The sequence below is a fragment of the Acidimicrobiales bacterium genome, assembly GCA_035536915.1.
Taxonomy (GTDB): Bacteria; Actinomycetota; Acidimicrobiia; order Acidimicrobiales; family JAHWLA01; genus JAHWLA01.
The window spans coordinates 307,566-324,983 of record DATLNE010000044.1 but is presented as its reverse complement, the minus strand read 5'-3'; the positions used below and the strand labels follow the sequence as shown (position 1 = coordinate 324,983).

Sequence of the window (17,418 nt, the reverse complement as noted above, 5' to 3'; positions counted from 1 at the left end):
GCTGTCGGCCAGGATGGAGGCGATGGCGCCCCTCGACACCTCCGTCGGCGCCGTGGTCGCCAACCTGGGCAGCCACGGGGCCTTGGCCGCGGTGCGAACGCTCGGCCGGCTCGGCGTCGCCGTGCACGGCGTGCACCACGAGCGCACCCCGGCGTTCCGGTCGCGGTACCTGGCGGGCACGAGCCTCGTCGCCGTCGACCGGTTGGGCGACGAACTGCTGGCGCTGGGCACGCGGCTGGGAAACCGCCCCGTGCTCTTCTCCGCAGGCGACGCCGAGACGGCGGTGATGATCGACCGCGCCGACGAGTTGAGCGCCGTATACCGGCTGCCGCAGACGCCGCCCGCCGTGTTGCGCGACCTGGTCAACAAGCGGCGGCTTTCGGTCCTGTGTGAGGAGCGCGGCATGCCCGTCGTGCGCAGCCGCTACCCCACGACCCGCGACGAGGCGGCGGCTGTCGCCGACGAGCTCGACTTCCCGTTGCTGGTCAAGGCCGTCGACCCGCAGGTGCTGCGGGCGCAGTCGAACGCCACCGCCGTGGCCATCGTCGACAACGTCGACGAACTGGTGCTGGCGTTCGCGGGCATGGACGGCGACGTGGTCGTGCAGGAGTTCGTGCCCGGCGACGACTGGTTGTTCGACGGCTACTTCCGGCGCGGCGGCGAATGCGTGGCCGCCTTCACCGGCCGCAAGGTGCACCAGTGCCCGCCCCGCATCGGCACCACCAGCCTCGGGGTGCACGAGCCCAACGAGGCGGTGGCGTCGTCGCTGGTGGCCTTCCTGGGTGGCCTGGCCTACGAAGGCGTGGTCGACTGCGACGTGCGCCGCGACGAGCGCGACGGCACGTTCAAGCTGCTCGACGTGAACCCGCGGGTGGGCGAGGCCTTCCGGCTCTTCACCGACGACGGCGACCTCGACGTGGTGCGCATGCAGTACCTCGACCTGACCGGCAACGAGGTGCGCCCCGGCACCGTGCGCGTGGGGCGCAAGTGGGCCGTCGAGCTCAACGAGGCGGTGGCCCTGATGCAGTGGCGGGGCGCCGACGACGCGCCCGCGGCGCGGGCCTACTTGGGCGCGCTGCGGGGGGTCGACGAGGTGGCCTGGTTCGCCACCGACGACCTCGCGCCCGTCGGTGCCGTGGGCGCGGTGGCGGCCCGTCGCCTGGCTCGGTTCGTGCGGAAGGCGTGGTGATGGACCTCGAGCAGTTCCAAGCGCTCATGGAGCACCAGTACGGCGAACGCGACCGCAGCCGCGGGGTGGACGCCACCGTGGCGTGGCTGGCCGAGGAGCTCGGCGAGTTGGCCAAGGCCGTGCGCAAAGGCACGCGGGCCGAACAGCTGCACGAACTGGGCGACGCGCTGGCGTGGCTGGCGTCGCTGGCCAACCAGTTGGGGCTCACGCTCGACGAGGCCGTCGCCCGTTATGCGAACGGCTGCCCCAAGTGCGGGCAGACGCCGTGCGCCTGCGGCGAGGCTGTCAGCGGCCCCGGCTGAGCAGCGCCTCGGCGATCTGCACGGCGTTGAGGGCGGCGCCCTTGCGCAGGTTGTCGCCGGTGACGAAGAGGGCCAGGCCGTTCTCGACGCTGTCGTCGCGGCGCACCCGGCCCACATAGGACGGGTCGGCGCCTGCCGCCAGCAACGGCGTGGGCAGGTCGCTCAGCACCACGGCGGGGCCGGCGGCGGCCAGCAGCTCCCGGGCCCGCTCGGCCGACAGGGGCCGCTCGAACTCCACGTTGAGGCTGACGGAGTGGCCGGTGAAGACAGGCACTCGCACGCACGTGCACGACACGCCGAGGTCGGGGAGGTCGAGGATCTTGCGGCTCTCGTTTCGGAACTTGTGCTCCTCGTCGGTCTCGTCGTCGACCAACGAGCCCGCCAGCGGCAGGACGTTGAAGGCGATGGTGGCGGGGAACTTCGAGGCGGGCGGGAAGTCGACGGCATCGCCGCGCAGGGCCAAGGCCGCGGCCTGTTCGCCCACCTTGCGCACCTGCTCGTCGAGCTCGGCCACGCCCTTCTGCCCGCCGCCGGAGACGGCCTGGTAGGTGGAGGCCACGATGCGGCGCAGGCCGGCCTCGTCGTGCAGCACCTTGAGGGGCGGCATGCACACCATGGTCGTGCAGTTGGGGTTGGCCACGATCCCCTTGGGGATGGCGCCGAGTGCGTCGGCGTTGACCTCGGGCACCACCAGCGGCACGTCGGGGTCCATGCGCCAGGCCGACGAGTTGTCGACCACGATCGCCCCGGCGGCGGCGACCCGAGGGGCCAGCTCGCGGGAGGCGGTGGCGCCCGCCGAGAAGATGGCGATGTCGAGGCCCGAGTAGTCGGCGGTGGCGGAGTCTTCGACCTCGATCTCGCCGCCGCCCCACGGCAGCTTGCGCCCGGCCGAGCGGGCGGAAGCGAAGAAACGGACGGAATCGGCGGGGAAGCGACGCTCGGCGAGGACCGAACGCATCACCTCTCCGACCATCCCGGTGGCGCCGACGATGCCGAGGTTCATGGGCGCGAGTGTAGGAGGAGGCCCTTGAGGCAGCCCACCCCTTTGGCCACGTCCTTGACCGCCATGGCGACGGGCACCGAGGCCAGTGCGGCGGGGCCGAGGCGGCGACGGGCCGCCCGGGCGACCGGCAACGAGACGTAGAAGGCGGCGCCTGCGACGACAGTGGCGCGGGTGGCGCGGCCGCCGCGCAGCAGGGCGACGGGGCCGACGGCGTAGGCGGCCACGCGGGCGAGGTTGCGGCCGATCATGAGGCGATGGCCGGCGGCGGCGTCGCCCAGGCCGTAGCGGTAGTAGGTGCGAGCGGTGCCGCGCAGGTCGGGGCGTTGGTCCCACGTGACGAGGGCGTCGGCCGACAGTTCGCAGCGGCCGCCTGCCCGGTCGACGGCGACGCCGAAGGCCACGTCCTCCGCCGTGCGCAGGTCTTCGGGCATGCCGCCCACCCCCTCCCATGCGGCGCGGTCGAAGGCCATGGACCGGCCGTTGGAGAAGCGGGGGTCGAAGGCCCGGCCGAGCAGCGAGCCGTACAGGCGGGCCAAGGCGCCTGTACGACGGGCTTCTTCCACCACCGGATAGCAGGCCACGGCGGCGGCCTGTTCGAGCGGCGTGGTGGCGGTGACGTCGTAGACGCCGGTGACGAGGGCAGGCGGGCGGGCCTCGTCGAAGGCGGCGCGCAGGGCGTCGAGCCACTGGGGCGCAGGCCTGCACCCGGCGTCGGTGCAGGCCACCACGTCGCACTGGGCCACCGCGGCACCGGCGTTGCGTGCTGCGCCCGGGCCTTGGTTGGGCGACAGGCGCACCAGGCGAGCCCCGGGCGTTCGGGCGGCCAGGGTGGCGAGGCGATCGCCGGTGCCGTCGGTGGAGCAGTCGTCGACGACCACCAATTCGTCGCCGGGCCGCAGCTGCGAGGTGACGGCGGCGAACGACGGCTCGACGTCATCGCCCTCGTTGAAGAAGGGCACGACGACGCTCACCGGGCGGGTGGTGGAAAGGCCCGCGCCGGGACGGCGGGCGGCGGCGGCCAGCACCGACACGAACTCGGCGGCCGACGCCGAAGGATCGGGGCGCGCCGCCACCAAACGCCGGCCCGCCTCCCCCATCGTGCGCCGCAGCATCGGATCGGTGAGCCGGTTCAGGGCGGCGGCGATCTGGCCGGGGGCGCCTTGGTCGACGGGGATGCCTGCGTCGCCCAGCCGTTCGGTGAGGGCGCCGCCGCAGGCAGCGACCACGGGGAGGCCGGCAGCCATGGCTTCGTCGGCCACCATCGACCAGCCCTCGCGGCCGATGCCCGCCTCGTTGGTCTTGGTCGGCACCACCACCACGTCGGCGCCGGCCAGGCGGCGGGCGGCGTCGGGCACGTCGCCCAGGAAGTGCACGCGCTCGGCCACGCTGCATGTCGTGGCCAGCGACTCCAGGCGGGCCCGCTCGCCCGGCTGGGTGGGGTCGTCGCCGCCGATGACCACGAGGTGCCACGGCTCCGCCGCAGGCAGGGCGCGGATCACGTCGTCGACGCCCTTGTAGGCGCTGAGACGGCCGACGAAGGCGGCCACGTGCTCGGCGTCGGCGAGGCGGGGCACGTCGCCGTCGGGCTCGGCGGGCTTGGGTGGGGGGATGACGACCACGTCGGAGCGACCGGTGGCCTCGGCCACCTGCTCGCTGTTGGCGATCACCGCCGTGCAGCGGGCGGCCAGCGGGCGGGCCAGGCGGCGGTCGAAGGAGAAGTCGTGCTTGGCCCACACCACGGGCACGCCGACCAGGCGCGCCGCAGGCACGGCGACCGCCGCGGGCTTCACCCCGTTGGCCCACACCACGTCGACGTTCGAACGTCGCCAGCGCGCCGCCAGGTGCACGGTCGATCGGGCGATGTCGAACGGGCCCTTGCCCGTGGGGACGACGTGCACCGGCCAGCCCCGCTCGCGGGCAGCGTCGGCGAAGGGCGTCTCCCCCAGGGCCACAACGCTGACCTCCAGGCGGTAGGCCTGGTGGTCGAGGACCGACAGCGCCACCCGCTCGGCCCCGCCCAGGCCGCCCACGGCGACCACGACCTCCACCCGCAACGGCGCCGTCGTCATCGGGGCCGCCCCCCGGCGGAACATGCGTCGGAATCGCGCCGTATTACGGCGCGATTCGTACGCAACTTCGGGGCGGTGGGGTGGAGGGGGGTCATCGGGGGCGGCGCACGCCGAGCATCTTCAGGGCCAGCACGGCGGCCCCGTTGCGCGGCGGTGTGGGCAGGCGGGGCACGGCAAAGCGCCGCCACGGGCCTTCGCCCCAGGCGAAGGCGATCTCGTAGCCGGCGGCCGCCACCGCCCGTTCCTCGCGCTCGCCGAATAACCCGTAGGGATAGGCGAACGCGGGGCACGGCCTGCCGGTGAGCGCTTCCACCGCCACCTTGGAACGGGCCAGGTCGTCGGCCAACTCGGCGTCGCCGAGCTTGCGCAGGTCGCGGTGGGCCAGCGAGTGGCTGCCGATCTCGTGGCCGTCGGCCACCAAGGCGGCCACGCCCGCTTCGTCGAGCAGTTGCCCGGCCGCCCCGGCGACCTCGGGGTGCGTGCCGCCGGGCAGCCAGTCGGGGCACACGAAGAACGTGGCCCGCAGCCCGAGCTTGCGCAGGAGGGGCGACACGACGGTGGCGTCGGCCATCCACCCGTCGTCGAACGTGAGGGCAGTGGTGGCCGGCGGCAAGGGCCGGTCGGCGCCCCGCTCGACCAGTTCGGACGCGGTGAGGAACCGGTAACCGGCCCGCTGCAACAAGCGCACCTGTCGCTCGAACAACCCGGCATCGAGCACGAGCTCCTGCGGGTCGTGGCCCGTGCCCACGTCGCCCACGGCGTGGTAGGCGAGCACCGCGGGCGGGCGAACCGTCACCATGCGCGAGCCACCCGTCGGTGCACGGCGCGCACCACGCGCCCCACCGGCTGCTGCACCAGCCGTTCGTAGCGGTCGTCGCGCTTGAGCCGGAGGCCGACCATGGTGGCGCCGTTGGTCATGTCCTGGCGGGGAAGGTGGAGCGGGTCGTCCCAACTGCCGTCGCCGCTGGTGCCGCACGCGGCGCGGTAGCCCGCCTCCCGAGCCAGTTCCTTGACCGCGGGCGCCACCCGTCCGAACGGGTAGGCCAGGGTGTCGACCGCTTGGCCGGTCATGGCCTGGAGGGCCTGGCGCGACTCGGCCAGCTCGCGGGCACAGGCCGTGGCGTCGAGCCCGGTGAGGTCGACGTGGCGCGCGGAGTGCGAACCGATCTCGACGTGGCGAGCCAGTTCCGCCAGCTCCTCGGCGGTGGCGAAGCGGCGGGACGGATGATCGGGATGGGGCTCCCCCAAGCGGTGCGAGACGGCGAAGACGGTGGCCGGTGCAGCAAGGCGTCGGAGCACCGGCACCAGCTCGTGGAGGTTGTCGGCAAAGCCGTCGTCGAAGGTGAGGGCGGCGAGCCCCGAGCCGGCGCCCCGGCCCACGGCGTCGGCCAACTCGCCGAAGGCCACCAGCCGGTAGCCCCATCGCCGCAACCGGGCCACCTGTCGCTCCAACAACACCGGTGCGGTGAACAAGCCGTGAAGGTCGTCGCGCCGGGGCACGCGGCCCACGCCGTGGTAGGCGAGGGCGAGCGGCGGCAGCGACACGACGCCCATTGTCGTCCAAGGCCACCGGTAAGGTGACCCACCGTGCCTCTCTCGGCCTCGCCGACGCCGGAGCCGTCGAGCGGTCGACGGCTGCTCGCCAACACCGGCTTCCGTTCGGTGGCCGAGGTCGGCTCCAAGGTCGCCACCTTCGCCTTGCTCACCGTGCTGGCCCGGGAAGTGGGCGACGACGAGCTCGGCGTGTACCTGTTCGCCGTGTCGTTGGCCATGCTGGCGTCGACTGCGGCGGACTTCGGCCAGGACAAGGTGCTCACCCGCGAGGTGGCCCGCCACCCCGACCAGGCCGAGCACTACTTCGGCAACACGCTGGCCCTGCGCTTGGTGGTGGGGCTGCCCGCCATCGTCGTGCTCCCCCTCGTCGTGAAGCTGTTGGGCTACGGCGGCAAGGCCCCGCTGGTGGCGGCCGTCGTGGGCTTCGCCGTGCTCGCCGAGCTGCTCACCACCACGTGCTTCGCCGTCTACCAGTCGTTCGAGCGGGTGGGGTTCGTGCCCGTCGTGCTGCTGACCGAGCGGTGGTTCATCGCCGTGGGCGGCATCGTGGTGGTGCTGCTCGGCCACTCGATCCTGGCCGTGGCCGTCGTGTTCCTCGTCGGCGCCCTGATCGGCCTCGTGCTCGCCGTCCGCCTGCTGGTCACCCGGGTGGTGCGGGTGCGGCTGCGGGCCGACCGCCGCGCCTGGTGGCCGTTGATGCGGGCGGCACTGCCGCTGGGCATCGCGGGCGTCTTCAGCACGATCCTGTTCCGCGTCGACATGACGATGCTGGCCGCCTACAAAGACGCCGCCGTGGTGGGCAACTACGGCGTGGCCTACCGCCTGTTCGAGACCACGTTGTTCCTGAGCTACTCGGTGGTGGCCGGGGCGTTCCCCGTGTACGCCAAGCTCGACCCCGACGGTGACGAGCCACTGGGCGAGGTGTTCGCCCGCACCCTCAAGCTGGCCACCGGCTTGGTGGTGCCGCTCGCCGTGGGCCTGGCGGTCATGGCGGAGCCGGTGGTGCGCCTGGTGTTCGGCACCGACTTCGACGACACGCCCCGGGCCCTGCTCCTGCTGACGCCCGCCATCGCCGTGTTCCCGGTCGGCTACCTGTCGGGCTACCTGCTCATCGCCAGGAACCGGGAGCGGCGGCTGGTGGTGGTCTACGCCGCCTTGGCCGTCGAGAACATCGCCTCCAACCTCGTGCTGATCCCCCTGTTGTCGTTGCACGGCGCGGCGATCGCCACCTCGATCACCCAGGTCCTGCTGGCCGGGATCCTCCTGCGCATGGCCCGACGAGCGGCGGGCGGCGTCGACTTGGCCGTCGCCTTCGTCACGCCGGTTGCCGCCGCCGCAGCCGCAGGTGCCGTCATGTGGGCCACCCGGTCGTCGCTCGCCGTCGCCGTGGGAGCCGGGGGGATGACGTACGTGGCCGCCTTCTACCTGGTCGACCGCCAGTGGTTCCCCGACGACACGGCATCCCTGCGAGGGCTGCTCAAGCGCGGCTGACGGCCTCGCGCCGGGCGGCCGGCAACAGCGCCGTGAGCCGGTCGGCCAAGGCGGTGTCGCGGTCGAAGGCGGCGCGGTTGGCCCGAGCGCCCGCCAAGGTGCGCACCAGCACGGCGTACCGAAGCTGGAGCAGCGCAGGGCGATGCGCGCGTCCCACCCCCTCCACCAAGCGCTCGAACAACTCCGCCCGGTCGTCGGCATCGGGCATCGAGCACCAGAAGCGCAGGGCATCGACGCCGAGGGGAGCCTGCGTCGCCAACTCCCAGTCGAAGGCCCATACCGAACCTGCGCTCCAGTACACGTTGTTGGGGTGGAAGTCGCCGTGGCTGGTGACCCGCGGCAGGGCCGACGAGCGAAGCAAGCGGCGCATGCGGAGCGCATCGAGCAGGAACGGCGTGAGGAAGACCGAGGGGCGCAACCGCCGGGCATTGCCGCCGGTCGTCGGCGCGTCGGCTCGCGGCGGCAAGACAAGGCCGCTGACTTCGAGCGATGCATCGGCCACCGCCCGCATGGCGGCTGCGCCTTGGCAGGGCTCGCGCTCCACCCACTGCTCCACCATCCAGCCGGGGCCGCGGCGCAGTACGGCGGGCGCTCGCAACAGCCCGTCGCCGCCGATGGCGAGCCGGATACGGGCTTCGAAGTCGAAGCGGGGGTGGTCGGCAAGGTCGTCGCTGTGGCGGAAGAACAAACGTCCGTTCGACCCCACGGCAGCCCCGTAGGCCCGGGAGGCCTCCCGCCATGTTCGCTCCACCGCCACCCCGAGCTCGTCGAGGGTGGCGAGAAGGTCGGGCGGGAGGTCGCTCACGCCGGTGCCGTGCGGGTGATGCGGTCGTAGGCGAACACCGCCCCGACCATGGCGAAGAGCAAGGTGAGCACCACCGCGTTGTGGAGCGTGTAGTCGACGATGCCTTGGCCGAGCACGCCGACGAGGGCGGCGGCCAGGCCGGCCACGACAGCGCGGTCTTCGGCGGCCACCCGCCGGGCCATCCGGCGCATGGCGACGTGGAGGTGGACGGCCAACCCCAGCGCCAGGCCCAGGGCGGGGAGGCCCAGTTCGGCGCCCCACGTCAGCAGCAGGTTGTGGGCGTGCTCGGCCACCACCGTCCGTGCTTTGGAGGTGGCCCGGGCACTCGCCTGGGGAAAGCTGCCCGCGCCGTAGCCGGTCACCGGTTGTTCGACGATCTCGCCTTGCGCCTCGCGCCAGATGGCAGGCCGGTTGTCGTAGGGGTTGCGCTCGCCCGCGATCGACCGCAGCCGCTGTCCGACCACCTCGACCTGCGGGCTGGTGGGGGCGAAGGCGCTCAGCGCAGCGCCCAGCAGGACCACGGGCACGACGGCGAGCATCAACGCACGACGGGCCTCGGGCAGCTTCACCACGAGCACGACGGCGCCGAGCACGAAGCCGATCCAGGAACCACGTGACAGCGACAGCACCAGGCCGAGGACGCCACCCGCCACGCCGATGCCCGCGAACAAACGGCCCCGACGGGTCTGGGCTGCAAAGAACACGCCGATGCCGATGAGGGCGCCGGTGGCGCAGAACGTGCCCAGTTGGTTGGGCTGGGTGAAGATGCCGGTGGCCCGCCCCTGCACCACGGCACCGTCGAAGGCGGCGCGCACCTGCGAGGCGCCGAGCGGCGTCGTCAGGCCCACGGCGGCTACCACGCCGACGACCACGGCGAGTAAGGCGCGCACGTCGCCAGGGCGGCGGGCGACCGCCACCACCGTCGCCGCGAACACCATTCCGATGGCGAACAGCACGATCTCTCGCAGGGCGCGCTGGCGGTTGAGCGCGGTGGGCAAGCCGACGAGCATCCAGGCCACGAAGGCCACGCCCCAGCCCATGCCCCGCACCCACGACAGCGGCGCCAACCCGCTCGCCATGCGGCGGAGGGCGACCAGCGCGGCCACCGCCAGGGTGGCCAGCTGCACCAACTGGAGCTCGATGCCCGGCAGTTCCATGACGCCCACGGGGAAAGCGAGGACCACCAACGCAGGCGCCAGCCGAGGGTCGTTGAGCACGGCCAAGGCGGCCAGCGGGACACCGACCAGAGCGAGGAGGACCAGGGGGCCGTTGTCGCCGCCGAGGCGGGCGGCCACGGCGACGAGGCCGTAGCCGGCCATTAGGGCAGCGACCACCGCCGCGGCGGCAAGCAGCCCGTCGCGCCGGGCCAACGCGCTGCTGCCGGTGGTCAGGGCCACGGCGTCAGACCGCTTCGGCCCCCGGCCGCACGCTCTTGGGCTTCTCGGCCGGGGTGGCGCCGTACGAGCCGTAGGCGCCGTAGGTGCCCATGCCGCTGCGGTCGCGCACGCGGTTGGCGACGGCCCCGAGGATGCGCACGCCCAAGGCGTCGAGGGCGGCGGCGGCCTCGGACAACGACGTGGCCAAGGTGTCGGCGCCGGCCACCAACAAGGTGCCGTCGCACAGGGTGGCCAGGGTGCGGGCGTCGTCGCCGCCGAGGACCGGCGGGGCGTCGACCACGATCACGTCGAAGCGCTCGCGGGCCAGGCGCAACAGGTCGGCGAAGTGGCGGGCCAGCAGGTCGCCCGCGTCGGGGTCGGCAGCGGTGCGCAGGATGAACAGGTTGGGCGCCGGCCCCGGGCGCACGGTCGCCTCCAACTCGGCGGTGCCGTGGAGCAGTTCGGCCACGCCGGGCCGGTCGGGCCCCGGGAACAACCGCACCACGCCGGGCCTGCGCAGGTCGGCGTCGACCAAGAGCACGTTGGCGTCGAGGCGGGCCAACGCCGCGGCCAGCGCGCCCGCCACGGTGGTCTTGCCCTCGCCCGGCAGCGTCGAGGTCACCACGAGGGTGTGTACCGGCTGGTCGCGCGAGCTTCGCTCGAGGTTGGTGCGCAGGGTTCGCACCGCGGCGCCCACGGCCGGGTCGAGCAGGGCTTCGACGGGGGAGTTGCGCAGCGCCCGGGAAGCAGGGATGCGCCCGACCACGGGATAGCCGGTGACGACGGCCACGTCGCGCCACGTGCGCACCCGGGGACGGCCTCGTTCGAGCAGCAGGCCTGCGCCCGCCCCGGCCAGCAGCCCGAGCAGCAGGCCCGCCGCCTGGTAGAGCCGGCGAGGCGGTCCTGACGGCGCGCTGGGCGGCAAGGCCTGGGCGACCACCACGGCGTCGAGCAGGCGGTCGGCGTTGGCGAACGACAGGGTCTCGGCGGCCAAGGCGTTGGCGGCATCGGCCACCCGGCGCGACCCGCCCAGCGTCACCGTGATGGTGAGGTTGGCGCTGTCGGTGGCGACCGTGGCGTCAGTACCGCTGTGCAACGGACCGGGCCGCTCCCCGAGTCGCGGTGCGATGCGTTCGATGGTGGCCCGCGAGGTCACGTAGGCCACGTAGCGCGGCAGCACGACGCGCACGATGTCGGCGCCCGCGTTGCCCTCGGGCTTGGGAGCGAACGAGACCACCACCGAGGCGGTGTACTCGTTGGGCAGCGACTCCGCGTAGGCAGAGGCACCGACGAGGAACGCGACGGTGACCAGCGCAGCCACACGCCAGCGCCGTAACACGTCCTTGAACAGGACCGGGAGCGTGACGTCGTCTGCCACCCCAGCGAGCGTAACCGTCAGAAGACCGCGCAATTGGGACTTCAGCCACGCAGCGCGGTTACCGACACATCTTCAGAACCCACGAAACGGCAACTCCGGGGAAACCCGGGAGACGCAAAGTCACGGGCCTACAGGGAGCAATCCCCAAGGCGGCCGGTCTACCGAATGGGGGCGCAACAACGCCCTCCGTGGGACGGAAGTTTCGTCTTGGAGGAGAGACCAAGTTGTTGCGCAAGCTTGCAGTCACCATCGTCATCGGGCTCGTCGGGACCCTGGGCTTCATGGGCCAGGGCACGGGCTCCGCCGGAGCAGAGACCGCCACCGTGCTCCCCGCTTTCGGCGTGCAGTTCCACGCCACGTGGGGCAGCTACACCGATGCCCAGCGCATCGCCGTGCTCGACAAGCTGGCCGCCGCCAACGTGCGCTGGGTCCGCATCGACATCGGCTGGGCCGCATGGGAAGAGGCGGGCAAGGGCCAGATCAGCCAATGGCAGGCCGACCTTCTCGACCGCGTGGTCGCCGCCGCCGAAGCCCGCAACATCAACGTGCTGGGCACCCTGTGGCGGACCCCGGCGTGGGCCAACGGCGGCAAGGGCGTGTCGACTCCCCCCACCGACCTCAACGAGTACGGCCGTTTCGCCACCTACATCGCCAATCGCTACAAGGGCCGCATCGCCGCCTGGGAAGTGTGGAACGAGCCCAACCTCACCGACTTCTGGGCCAACGCCGACCCGGTGAAGTACGCCGCCCTGGCCCGGGTCGCCTACCCGGCCTTCAAGGCGGGCGACCCCAACACCAAGGTCGTCATCGGCAGCGTCTCGCAGAACGACACCGAGTGGCTGACCCGCATGTACGACGCCGGGGTGAAGGGTGCCTACGACATCCTCTCCACCCACCCGTACCAGGGTCCGTCGGACGCACCGCCCGAGGTCGTCGACAACGGCAACTTCTGGATCATGGACCACATCGGCGCCGTGCGTTCGCTGATGGTCGCCCGGGGCGATTCCGCCAAGCCCATCTGGGCCACCGAGTTCGGCTGGTCGAGCCACGCCAACACCGGCAGCGAGCCTTCGTGGAACCGGGGCGTCAGCGAGTCGGCCCAAGCCGACTACCTGGTGCGGTCGCTCAACTGGTTCGCCACCCGCCACCCCTACGTCACCAACATGTTCTGGTACAACGAGCGCAACAAGGCGACGGGCAACGCCCACCAGGACAACTTCGGGATCCTGCGCAACGACCTCAGCGAGAAGCCCGCCTACGCCTCGGTCAAGAAGCTGCTCGCCACGGTGAGCGCTCCCACGACCACGACGACGGCGCCCGCGCCGACGACGACCAGCACGACGGCCCCGGCGCCCACGACGACGACCACGGCTCCGGCGCTCACCACCAAGACAGCGTCGCCTGCCCCCGCCCCCGCTCCCTCGGTGCTGAGCTACCGGTTGGTGGGACGTGACGGCCGCACCTTCGCCTTCGGCGACACGGGCAGCCTCGGCAACACCGCACCGCTGCCCCTGCAAGCGGGCCGCTCGATCGTCGCTTCGGTGGCCACGCCCAACGGCGGCGCCTGGGCATCGGCCGACGACGGCGCCGTCTACGCCATCGGCAACGCGCCGTTCTTCGGCTCCATGGGCGGCACCCGCCTCAACAAGCCGATCGTGGGCATGGACGGCACGCCCAGCGGCAACGGCTACTGGCTGGTCGCTTCCGACGGCGGCATCTTCTCCTTCGGGGACGCCCGCTTCTTCGGGTCCACCGGCGCCATCAAGCTCAACAAGCCGATCGTGGGCATGGCCGCCACGCCCTCGGGCAACGGCTACTGGCTGGTCGCTTCCGACGGCGGCATCTTCGCCTTCGGCGACGCCCGCTTCTTCGGCTCCACCGGCGGCATCCGCCTGAACCAGCCCATCGTCGGCATGGCGCCCACGGCCAGCGGCAACGGCTACTGGCTGGTTGCCTCCGACGGCGGCATCTTCACCTTCGGCAACGCGGCGTTCCTCGGCTCCACCGGCTCGATCAAGCTGAACAGGCCGATCACCGGCATGGTCCCGACGCCGTCGGGGCTCGGCTACTGGTTCGTGGCCTCCGACGGCGGCGTGTTCTCCTTCGGTGACGCCCGCTTCCTCGGATCGGCCGCCAACTTCGGAGCCACCATCTCCGGCATGGTCGCCCCCGCCCGGTAGTTCGCTAGGGCGTTCGCACCAAGCCGAGCGTCAGCTCGGCCATGCGATCGCCCCACGTACGGAGGTCGTGCGAGTGGGCCGCTCTCTCCCGGCCCGCTCGCCCCTCCGCTGCCGCCAGGTCCGGGTCGCGGAGGCGGTGCACCAACGCCTCGCCCAACGCCCCCACGTCGCCGGGCCGCACGATGGCCCCGCCCCCGCCGATGGCCTCGGCCATGCCCTCCACGTCGGTGGCGACGATGCTGCGGCCCGCGGCCATGGCTTCGAGCACGGTGATGGCCAACCCCTCGTAGCGAGAGGGCTGGGCCACCACGTCGGCGGCGGCCAGCCAGTGCTCCACCGACGGTTGGCGGCCCACGAGCTCGACGCCCTCGCCCGCTCGCGCCGCCAAGGCTTCCCGGTCGGGCCCGTCGCCCACCAGCACCAAGCGGGCCGTCGACACGGCAGCCCGCACCGCGGGCCAGGCGTCGAGCAGCACGTCCTGCCCCTTCTGGTGCGACAGCCTGCCGATGCACGCAACCAGCGGCCCCTCGCCAAGCCCGAGCCGTTCCCGCGCCTCGCGGCGGTCGACCACGGCGAAGCGCTGGAGGTCGACGGCGTTGGGAACCACCCGGTAGCGGCCCCTGATGCCGTGCTCCTCGCCTTGGCGGTACTCCGCCTGGCTGCAGCACACGACCACCTCGGTCCAGCGGATGGCCGCCCGTTCCCACATGACGGCGGCAGCCCGGGTGGCACCGCCCACGGCGAGGAACGACCACGCGTGGGGCTGGAAGATCGTCGGGCGCCTGCCTCGCAGGACGAGGCGGCCCACCAGCCCGGCCTTCGACGAGTGCAGGTGGACGACATCGGGCTGGAAGGCCTCGACGATGCCTGCCAGCCGCCGCGACTCGGCGGGCACGTCGCGGTGCGGCTCGCGCGATGCCGCCCAGGCGATGCGGTCGGCGCCCTCGGGCAGCGGCGCGTCGGCAGGCCCGGCAAAGCCCACCGTCCACCCCCGCTCCACCTGGTCACCCACGAGGTCGAACAGGAAACGGGCCAAGCCGTAGTCAGCCGACTGGGCGACGTGCAGGACGCGGGGCATCACCAGTTGACGCGACGCGACTCGCCCGACTGCCACGACCCGCCCGGCGCCGTCCACGACACCGCAGGCACGCGCCCCGAGGGCTCGACCACGAGGGAGCCCGATGGAGCGCCCATGCGGAAGCGGAAGGTGACTGTCTTGGTCTCGCCCCGCTTCACGGTCATGGGCACCGCGTGCACTCGCGTCGGGCCGTCGGGCCCCGCTGCCGCGGGATCGCCGCCGTCGCTGTCGATGTCGCCTGCGAAGCCGGGCAGGTTCACACTGAGGATGCCGAAGTAGTCGCCCGCGCCGACCGGGCTGCCCGGGTAGGGGCCTGCCACGTAGACGGGTGCGCCGACCGGCGTGGTGTTGGCGACGGTGACGCGCAGCTCCGCTGCAGTGGCGCCCCCGTCGGGCCGCAGCGACAGGTTGGCGTCGACCTCCATAAACCGGTCGAGCTTGTTGGCGCTGCGGTTGAGGAGCGACACCATCAGCGACGCGGACTCCATGCGGCCGTCGATGCCTGCGCTCTCCCACACCCGTTGTTCCTCGGGCCGCGCCGCCCAGGCCATGACGTGACGGCCCCGCGCGGCGCGGGCCAGCGTGGACGCCAACTTGGCCATGTCCCAGCCGCCGCGGTCGACGTTGCCCAGCGCCGACTTGGCCAACAGGCCGAGCAACTCGCGGCGGCCCGCTTGGGCGTTGGCGTCGATGGAGGTGATGCCCGCGTACTGCTCGTAGAGGAGAAAGTCGTCGACGGCCTCGGCTTCCAGCCGGCGGCCCGCCACGTCGACCGGCCCCGTGGCCTCGACGATGGCCTGCACGGTGATGGGGTCGAGGGCGAGCACCCCGTCGACCGGGCGGCCCCACATGCGTGTGGCCAGTTCGGCGGTCACGTCGAAGCGCGGGGAAGCGGCCAGGTTGCGCCACTCCTTGTTGGGGTTGAGCCAGCCCCAGCGGGCGGCGAAGTCGGCGTCGGTGATCGGCGGCGGGTTGTTCCGGTACAGGCCGCCTGCCGGCTGGAACTCGCCGAGCGAGAAGCGTCCGTCGGCGAAGGTCATCTCGCCCACGCTCAGGAACATGCCCGAGCCCGCTCGCATCTCCGAGTTGTTGGCGGCCAGCACGAGGTAGCGGCGGGGGCCTTGGAACAGGTCGGCCAAGCCCGTGGCTGCGGTGCCGCCGTCGCGCAGCGTGCGCCGCAACTCGGCCAACCGCTCGTCGAGCTCGACCCGCTTTTCCGCCAACGTGCCGACGAGGGCCTTCGACGGTCCCAGGTCGATGTCGGTCAGCCGGGCGTCGGCCCGCGACGCGATCTGGCCCAGCTCGCGCAGCACGGCAATGCGTTCGGGGCCCGCCCCGGGCGGACGCTGGAGGACGCCTTGGGCTTCGCCCACTGCGTCGCGGCCCACCTCGGTGATGCGCGCCGACGCTCCCGCCAGGGCGGTGGCCGAGCGCAGTTGGCGGCCGGCCACGGGCAGCAGCTTCAGCGGCGCCACCAAGGGGCTCGACAGGCGGTCGTGGCCGCGGTCGAAGGCGGTGGTGGCGTCGTGCAGGTCAGGGAGCGCTCGGCCCGCCACCAGGTCGGCGGGGGCGGTCAGCTTCTGCGCCCGCTGCACGGAGGCGAGGCCCGCCTCCAGGTCGGAGCGGGCACGCAGGAGCGACGCCCCGGCGGCGGCCGCCCACCCCAGGACGACGAGGACGGCGAGCAGCAGCCACAGCCGCCGTCGCCTCACGACAGCTCGAAGGCCTCGTGGATCGCCTGCACCGCAGGCTCCACCTGGTCGGCGCGGACCACGCAGGTGAGGCGGATGGGCGAGGTGGAGATCATCTCGATGTTCACGCCGACGTCGGCGAGGGTCTCGAACATGCGAGCGCTGACGCCGGGGTTGGTTTTCATGCCCGCCCCCACGATCGAGACCTTGGCGATGTCGCGGTCGGCCAGCACGTCTTGGGCGCCCACGTCGGAGGCGTGGCTGCGGCACACCTCCAAGGCCACGTCGAGGTCGCTCTTGGGCACGGTGAAGGAGATGTCGGTGGTGCCGTGCAACGAGACGTTCTGCACGATCATGTCGACGTTCACGTTCTGGTCGGCCAGGAGCCGGAAGAGTTGGGCGGCGATGCCGGGCTTGTCGGGCACGCCCGCCACCGTCACCTTCGCCTCCGACGTGTCGTGCGTGACGGCAGAGATGATGGGTTGCTCCATCGCGGGATCCTCCTCAGTGACCCAGGTGCCGGGCTCCCAGGTGAAGCTGGAACGGACGTGCATGGGCACGCCGTGGTTGCGGGCGAACTCGACGGCCCGGAAGGCGAGCACGCCGCTGCCCGAGGCGGCGATCTCCAGCATCTCTTCGTAGCTGACGTGCTGGAGGCGCCGGGCGTTCTGCACGATGCGGGGGTCGGCGCTGAACACGCCGGGCACGTCGCTGTACTTCTCCATGGCATCGGCGCCGAGCGCAGCGGCGAGGGCGACAGCGGTGGTGTCGGAACCGCCGCGGCCCAGCGTCGTGACGTCCTTGTCGGTCGACACGCCTTGGAAGCCGGCCACCACGGGCACCTTGCCTGCGCCCAGGCAGCCCTTCAAGCGGTCGGCCTTGACCTCGAGGATCTTGGCCCGCTCGTGGAAGGTGTCGGTGATGATCCCCGCCTGGCTGCCGGTGAAGCTGTCGGCGGGCACGCCGAGGTCGTGCAGGGCCATGCAGAGCAGGGCCATGGCCTTGCGCTCGCCCGCGGTGAGCAGCATGTCCATCTCGCGGCCGGGGCGGGTGCGCGACACCTCGTTGGCCAGGCGGATGAGGTCGTCGGTCTCCTTGCCCATGGCGCTGACGACCACGACGACGTCGTTGCCTTGGCGCCGCGTGCGGGCCACGTGGTCGGCCACGGCGCGGATGCGTTCGGCGTCGGCCACGGAGGTGCCGCCGAACTTCTGGACGAGGAGTGCCACGCCCGCCGAGCGTAGCGGCCACCCCCTCCACCCCCGTTCTGGTCCGGCAATCCCGCGCTGTGGCGCGGGATTC

Annotated in this window: 14 protein-coding genes and 1 riboswitch; of the genes, 4 read left to right on the top strand and 10 right to left on the bottom strand. The window is 72.6% G+C overall.

Annotated features, from left to right (window positions below):
* The first annotated feature begins 22 nt into the window (after positions 1–22).
* Positions 23–1,189, top strand: a complete 1,167-nt coding sequence (locus VM938_13955) for a hypothetical protein (GenBank protein HVF76137.1) — start codon at positions 23–25, stop codon at positions 1,187–1,189.
* The gene (locus tag VM938_13950) at positions 1,189–1,491 is read left to right on the top strand and encodes a MazG nucleotide pyrophosphohydrolase domain-containing protein (GenBank protein ID HVF76136.1); all 303 of its coding nucleotides are present in this window, start codon (positions 1,189–1,191) and stop codon (positions 1,489–1,491) included. The genes VM938_13955 and VM938_13950 overlap by 1 nt, the downstream gene beginning before the upstream one ends.
* On the opposite strand, the gene VM938_13945 is transcribed toward VM938_13950, so the two are convergent.
* The 4 genes from VM938_13945 to VM938_13930 all read right to left on the bottom strand — a co-directional run bounded on the left by VM938_13945 (position 1,475) and on the right by VM938_13930 (position 6,108).
* Positions 1,475–2,494, bottom strand: coding sequence for an aspartate-semialdehyde dehydrogenase (locus tag VM938_13945; GenBank protein ID HVF76135.1), 1,020 nt, complete (start codon positions 2,492–2,494; stop codon positions 1,475–1,477). The genes VM938_13950 and VM938_13945 overlap by 17 nt on opposite strands.
* Positions 2,491–4,587: a glycosyltransferase gene (locus VM938_13940; protein HVF76134.1), complete on the bottom strand. Its 2,097-nt coding sequence runs from the start codon at positions 4,585–4,587 to the stop codon at positions 2,491–2,493. The genes VM938_13945 and VM938_13940 overlap by 4 nt, the downstream gene beginning before the upstream one ends.
* A 67-nt stretch (positions 4,588–4,654) precedes the next feature.
* Positions 4,655–5,359: a polysaccharide deacetylase family protein gene (locus tag VM938_13935; protein HVF76133.1), complete on the bottom strand. Its 705-nt coding sequence runs from the start codon at positions 5,357–5,359 to the stop codon at positions 4,655–4,657.
* A complete protein-coding gene (locus VM938_13930) occupies positions 5,356–6,108 on the bottom strand; it encodes a polysaccharide deacetylase family protein (GenBank protein HVF76132.1) in 753 nt (250 codons plus the stop codon). Before VM938_13930 ends, VM938_13935 begins: the two co-directional genes overlap by 4 nt.
* 42 nt (positions 6,109–6,150) lie before the next feature.
* Between VM938_13930 and VM938_13925 the strand changes: the two genes are divergently transcribed.
* Positions 6,151–7,608, top strand: coding sequence for a flippase (locus VM938_13925; protein ID HVF76131.1), 1,458 nt, complete (start codon positions 6,151–6,153; stop codon positions 7,606–7,608).
* Here the strand turns inward: VM938_13925 and VM938_13920 are convergent.
* Genes VM938_13920 through VM938_13910 form a run of 3 tightly spaced genes read right to left on the bottom strand, consistent with a single transcriptional unit; the run spans position 7,595 to position 11,167 of the window.
* The gene (locus VM938_13920; GenBank protein HVF76130.1) at positions 7,595–8,413 is read right to left on the bottom strand and encodes a phosphotransferase; all 819 of its coding nucleotides are present in this window, start codon (positions 8,411–8,413) and stop codon (positions 7,595–7,597) included. The genes VM938_13925 and VM938_13920 overlap by 14 nt on opposite strands.
* Positions 8,410–9,810: an O-antigen ligase family protein gene (locus VM938_13915; GenBank protein HVF76129.1), complete on the bottom strand. Its 1,401-nt coding sequence runs from the start codon at positions 9,808–9,810 to the stop codon at positions 8,410–8,412. The genes VM938_13920 and VM938_13915 overlap by 4 nt, the downstream gene beginning before the upstream one ends.
* Positions 9,811–9,814: 4 nt before the next feature.
* Entirely contained in the window at positions 9,815–11,167 is a 1,353-nt protein-coding gene (locus VM938_13910; protein ID HVF76128.1) for a polysaccharide biosynthesis tyrosine autokinase, read from the bottom strand.
* 78 nt (positions 11,168–11,245) lie between these two features.
* Positions 11,246–11,333, top strand: a riboswitch (cyclic di-GMP riboswitch).
* A 61-nt stretch (positions 11,334–11,394) separates the two neighbouring features.
* On the opposite strand from VM938_13910, the gene VM938_13905 reads away from it, so the two are divergent.
* Positions 11,395–13,347: a cellulase family glycosylhydrolase gene (locus VM938_13905; GenBank protein ID HVF76127.1), complete on the top strand. Its 1,953-nt coding sequence runs from the start codon at positions 11,395–11,397 to the stop codon at positions 13,345–13,347.
* Between the two features lie 4 nt (positions 13,348–13,351).
* On the opposite strand, the gene VM938_13900 is transcribed toward VM938_13905, so the two are convergent.
* The 3 genes from VM938_13900 to VM938_13890 are packed head-to-tail and all read right to left on the bottom strand — an operon-like array spanning position 13,352 to position 17,345.
* Positions 13,352–14,425, bottom strand: coding sequence for a glycosyltransferase (locus tag VM938_13900; protein HVF76126.1), 1,074 nt, complete (start codon positions 14,423–14,425; stop codon positions 13,352–13,354).
* The gene (locus VM938_13895) at positions 14,425–16,137 is read right to left on the bottom strand and encodes a DUF4012 domain-containing protein (protein HVF76125.1); all 1,713 of its coding nucleotides are present in this window, start codon (positions 16,135–16,137) and stop codon (positions 14,425–14,427) included. Before VM938_13895 ends, VM938_13900 begins: the two co-directional genes overlap by 1 nt.
* Complete coding sequence (locus VM938_13890) at positions 16,134–17,345, bottom strand: aspartate kinase (GenBank protein ID HVF76124.1); 1,212 nt, start codon at positions 17,343–17,345, stop codon at positions 16,134–16,136. Before VM938_13890 ends, VM938_13895 begins: the two co-directional genes overlap by 4 nt.
* Between the last annotated feature and the right edge of the window lie 73 nt (positions 17,346–17,418).

Excerpts from the sequence above, each read along its gene's own strand:
- VM938_13955 (HVF76137.1), top strand. The coding sequence starts at position 23 with ATGGCGCCCCTCGACACCTCCGTCGGCGCCGTGGTCGCCAACCTGGGC.
- VM938_13950 (HVF76136.1), top strand. The coding sequence starts at position 1,189 with ATGGACCTCGAGCAGTTCCAAGCGCTCATGGAGCACCAGTACGGCGAA.
- VM938_13945 (HVF76135.1), bottom strand. The coding sequence starts at position 2,494 with ATGAACCTCGGCATCGTCGGCGCCACCGGGATGGTCGGAGAGGTGATG.
- VM938_13940 (HVF76134.1), bottom strand. The coding sequence starts at position 4,587 with ATGTTCCGCCGGGGGGCGGCCCCGATGACGACGGCGCCGTTGCGGGTG.
- VM938_13900 (HVF76126.1), bottom strand. The coding sequence starts at position 14,425 with ATGCCCCGCGTCCTGCACGTCGCCCAGTCGGCTGACTACGGCTTGGCC.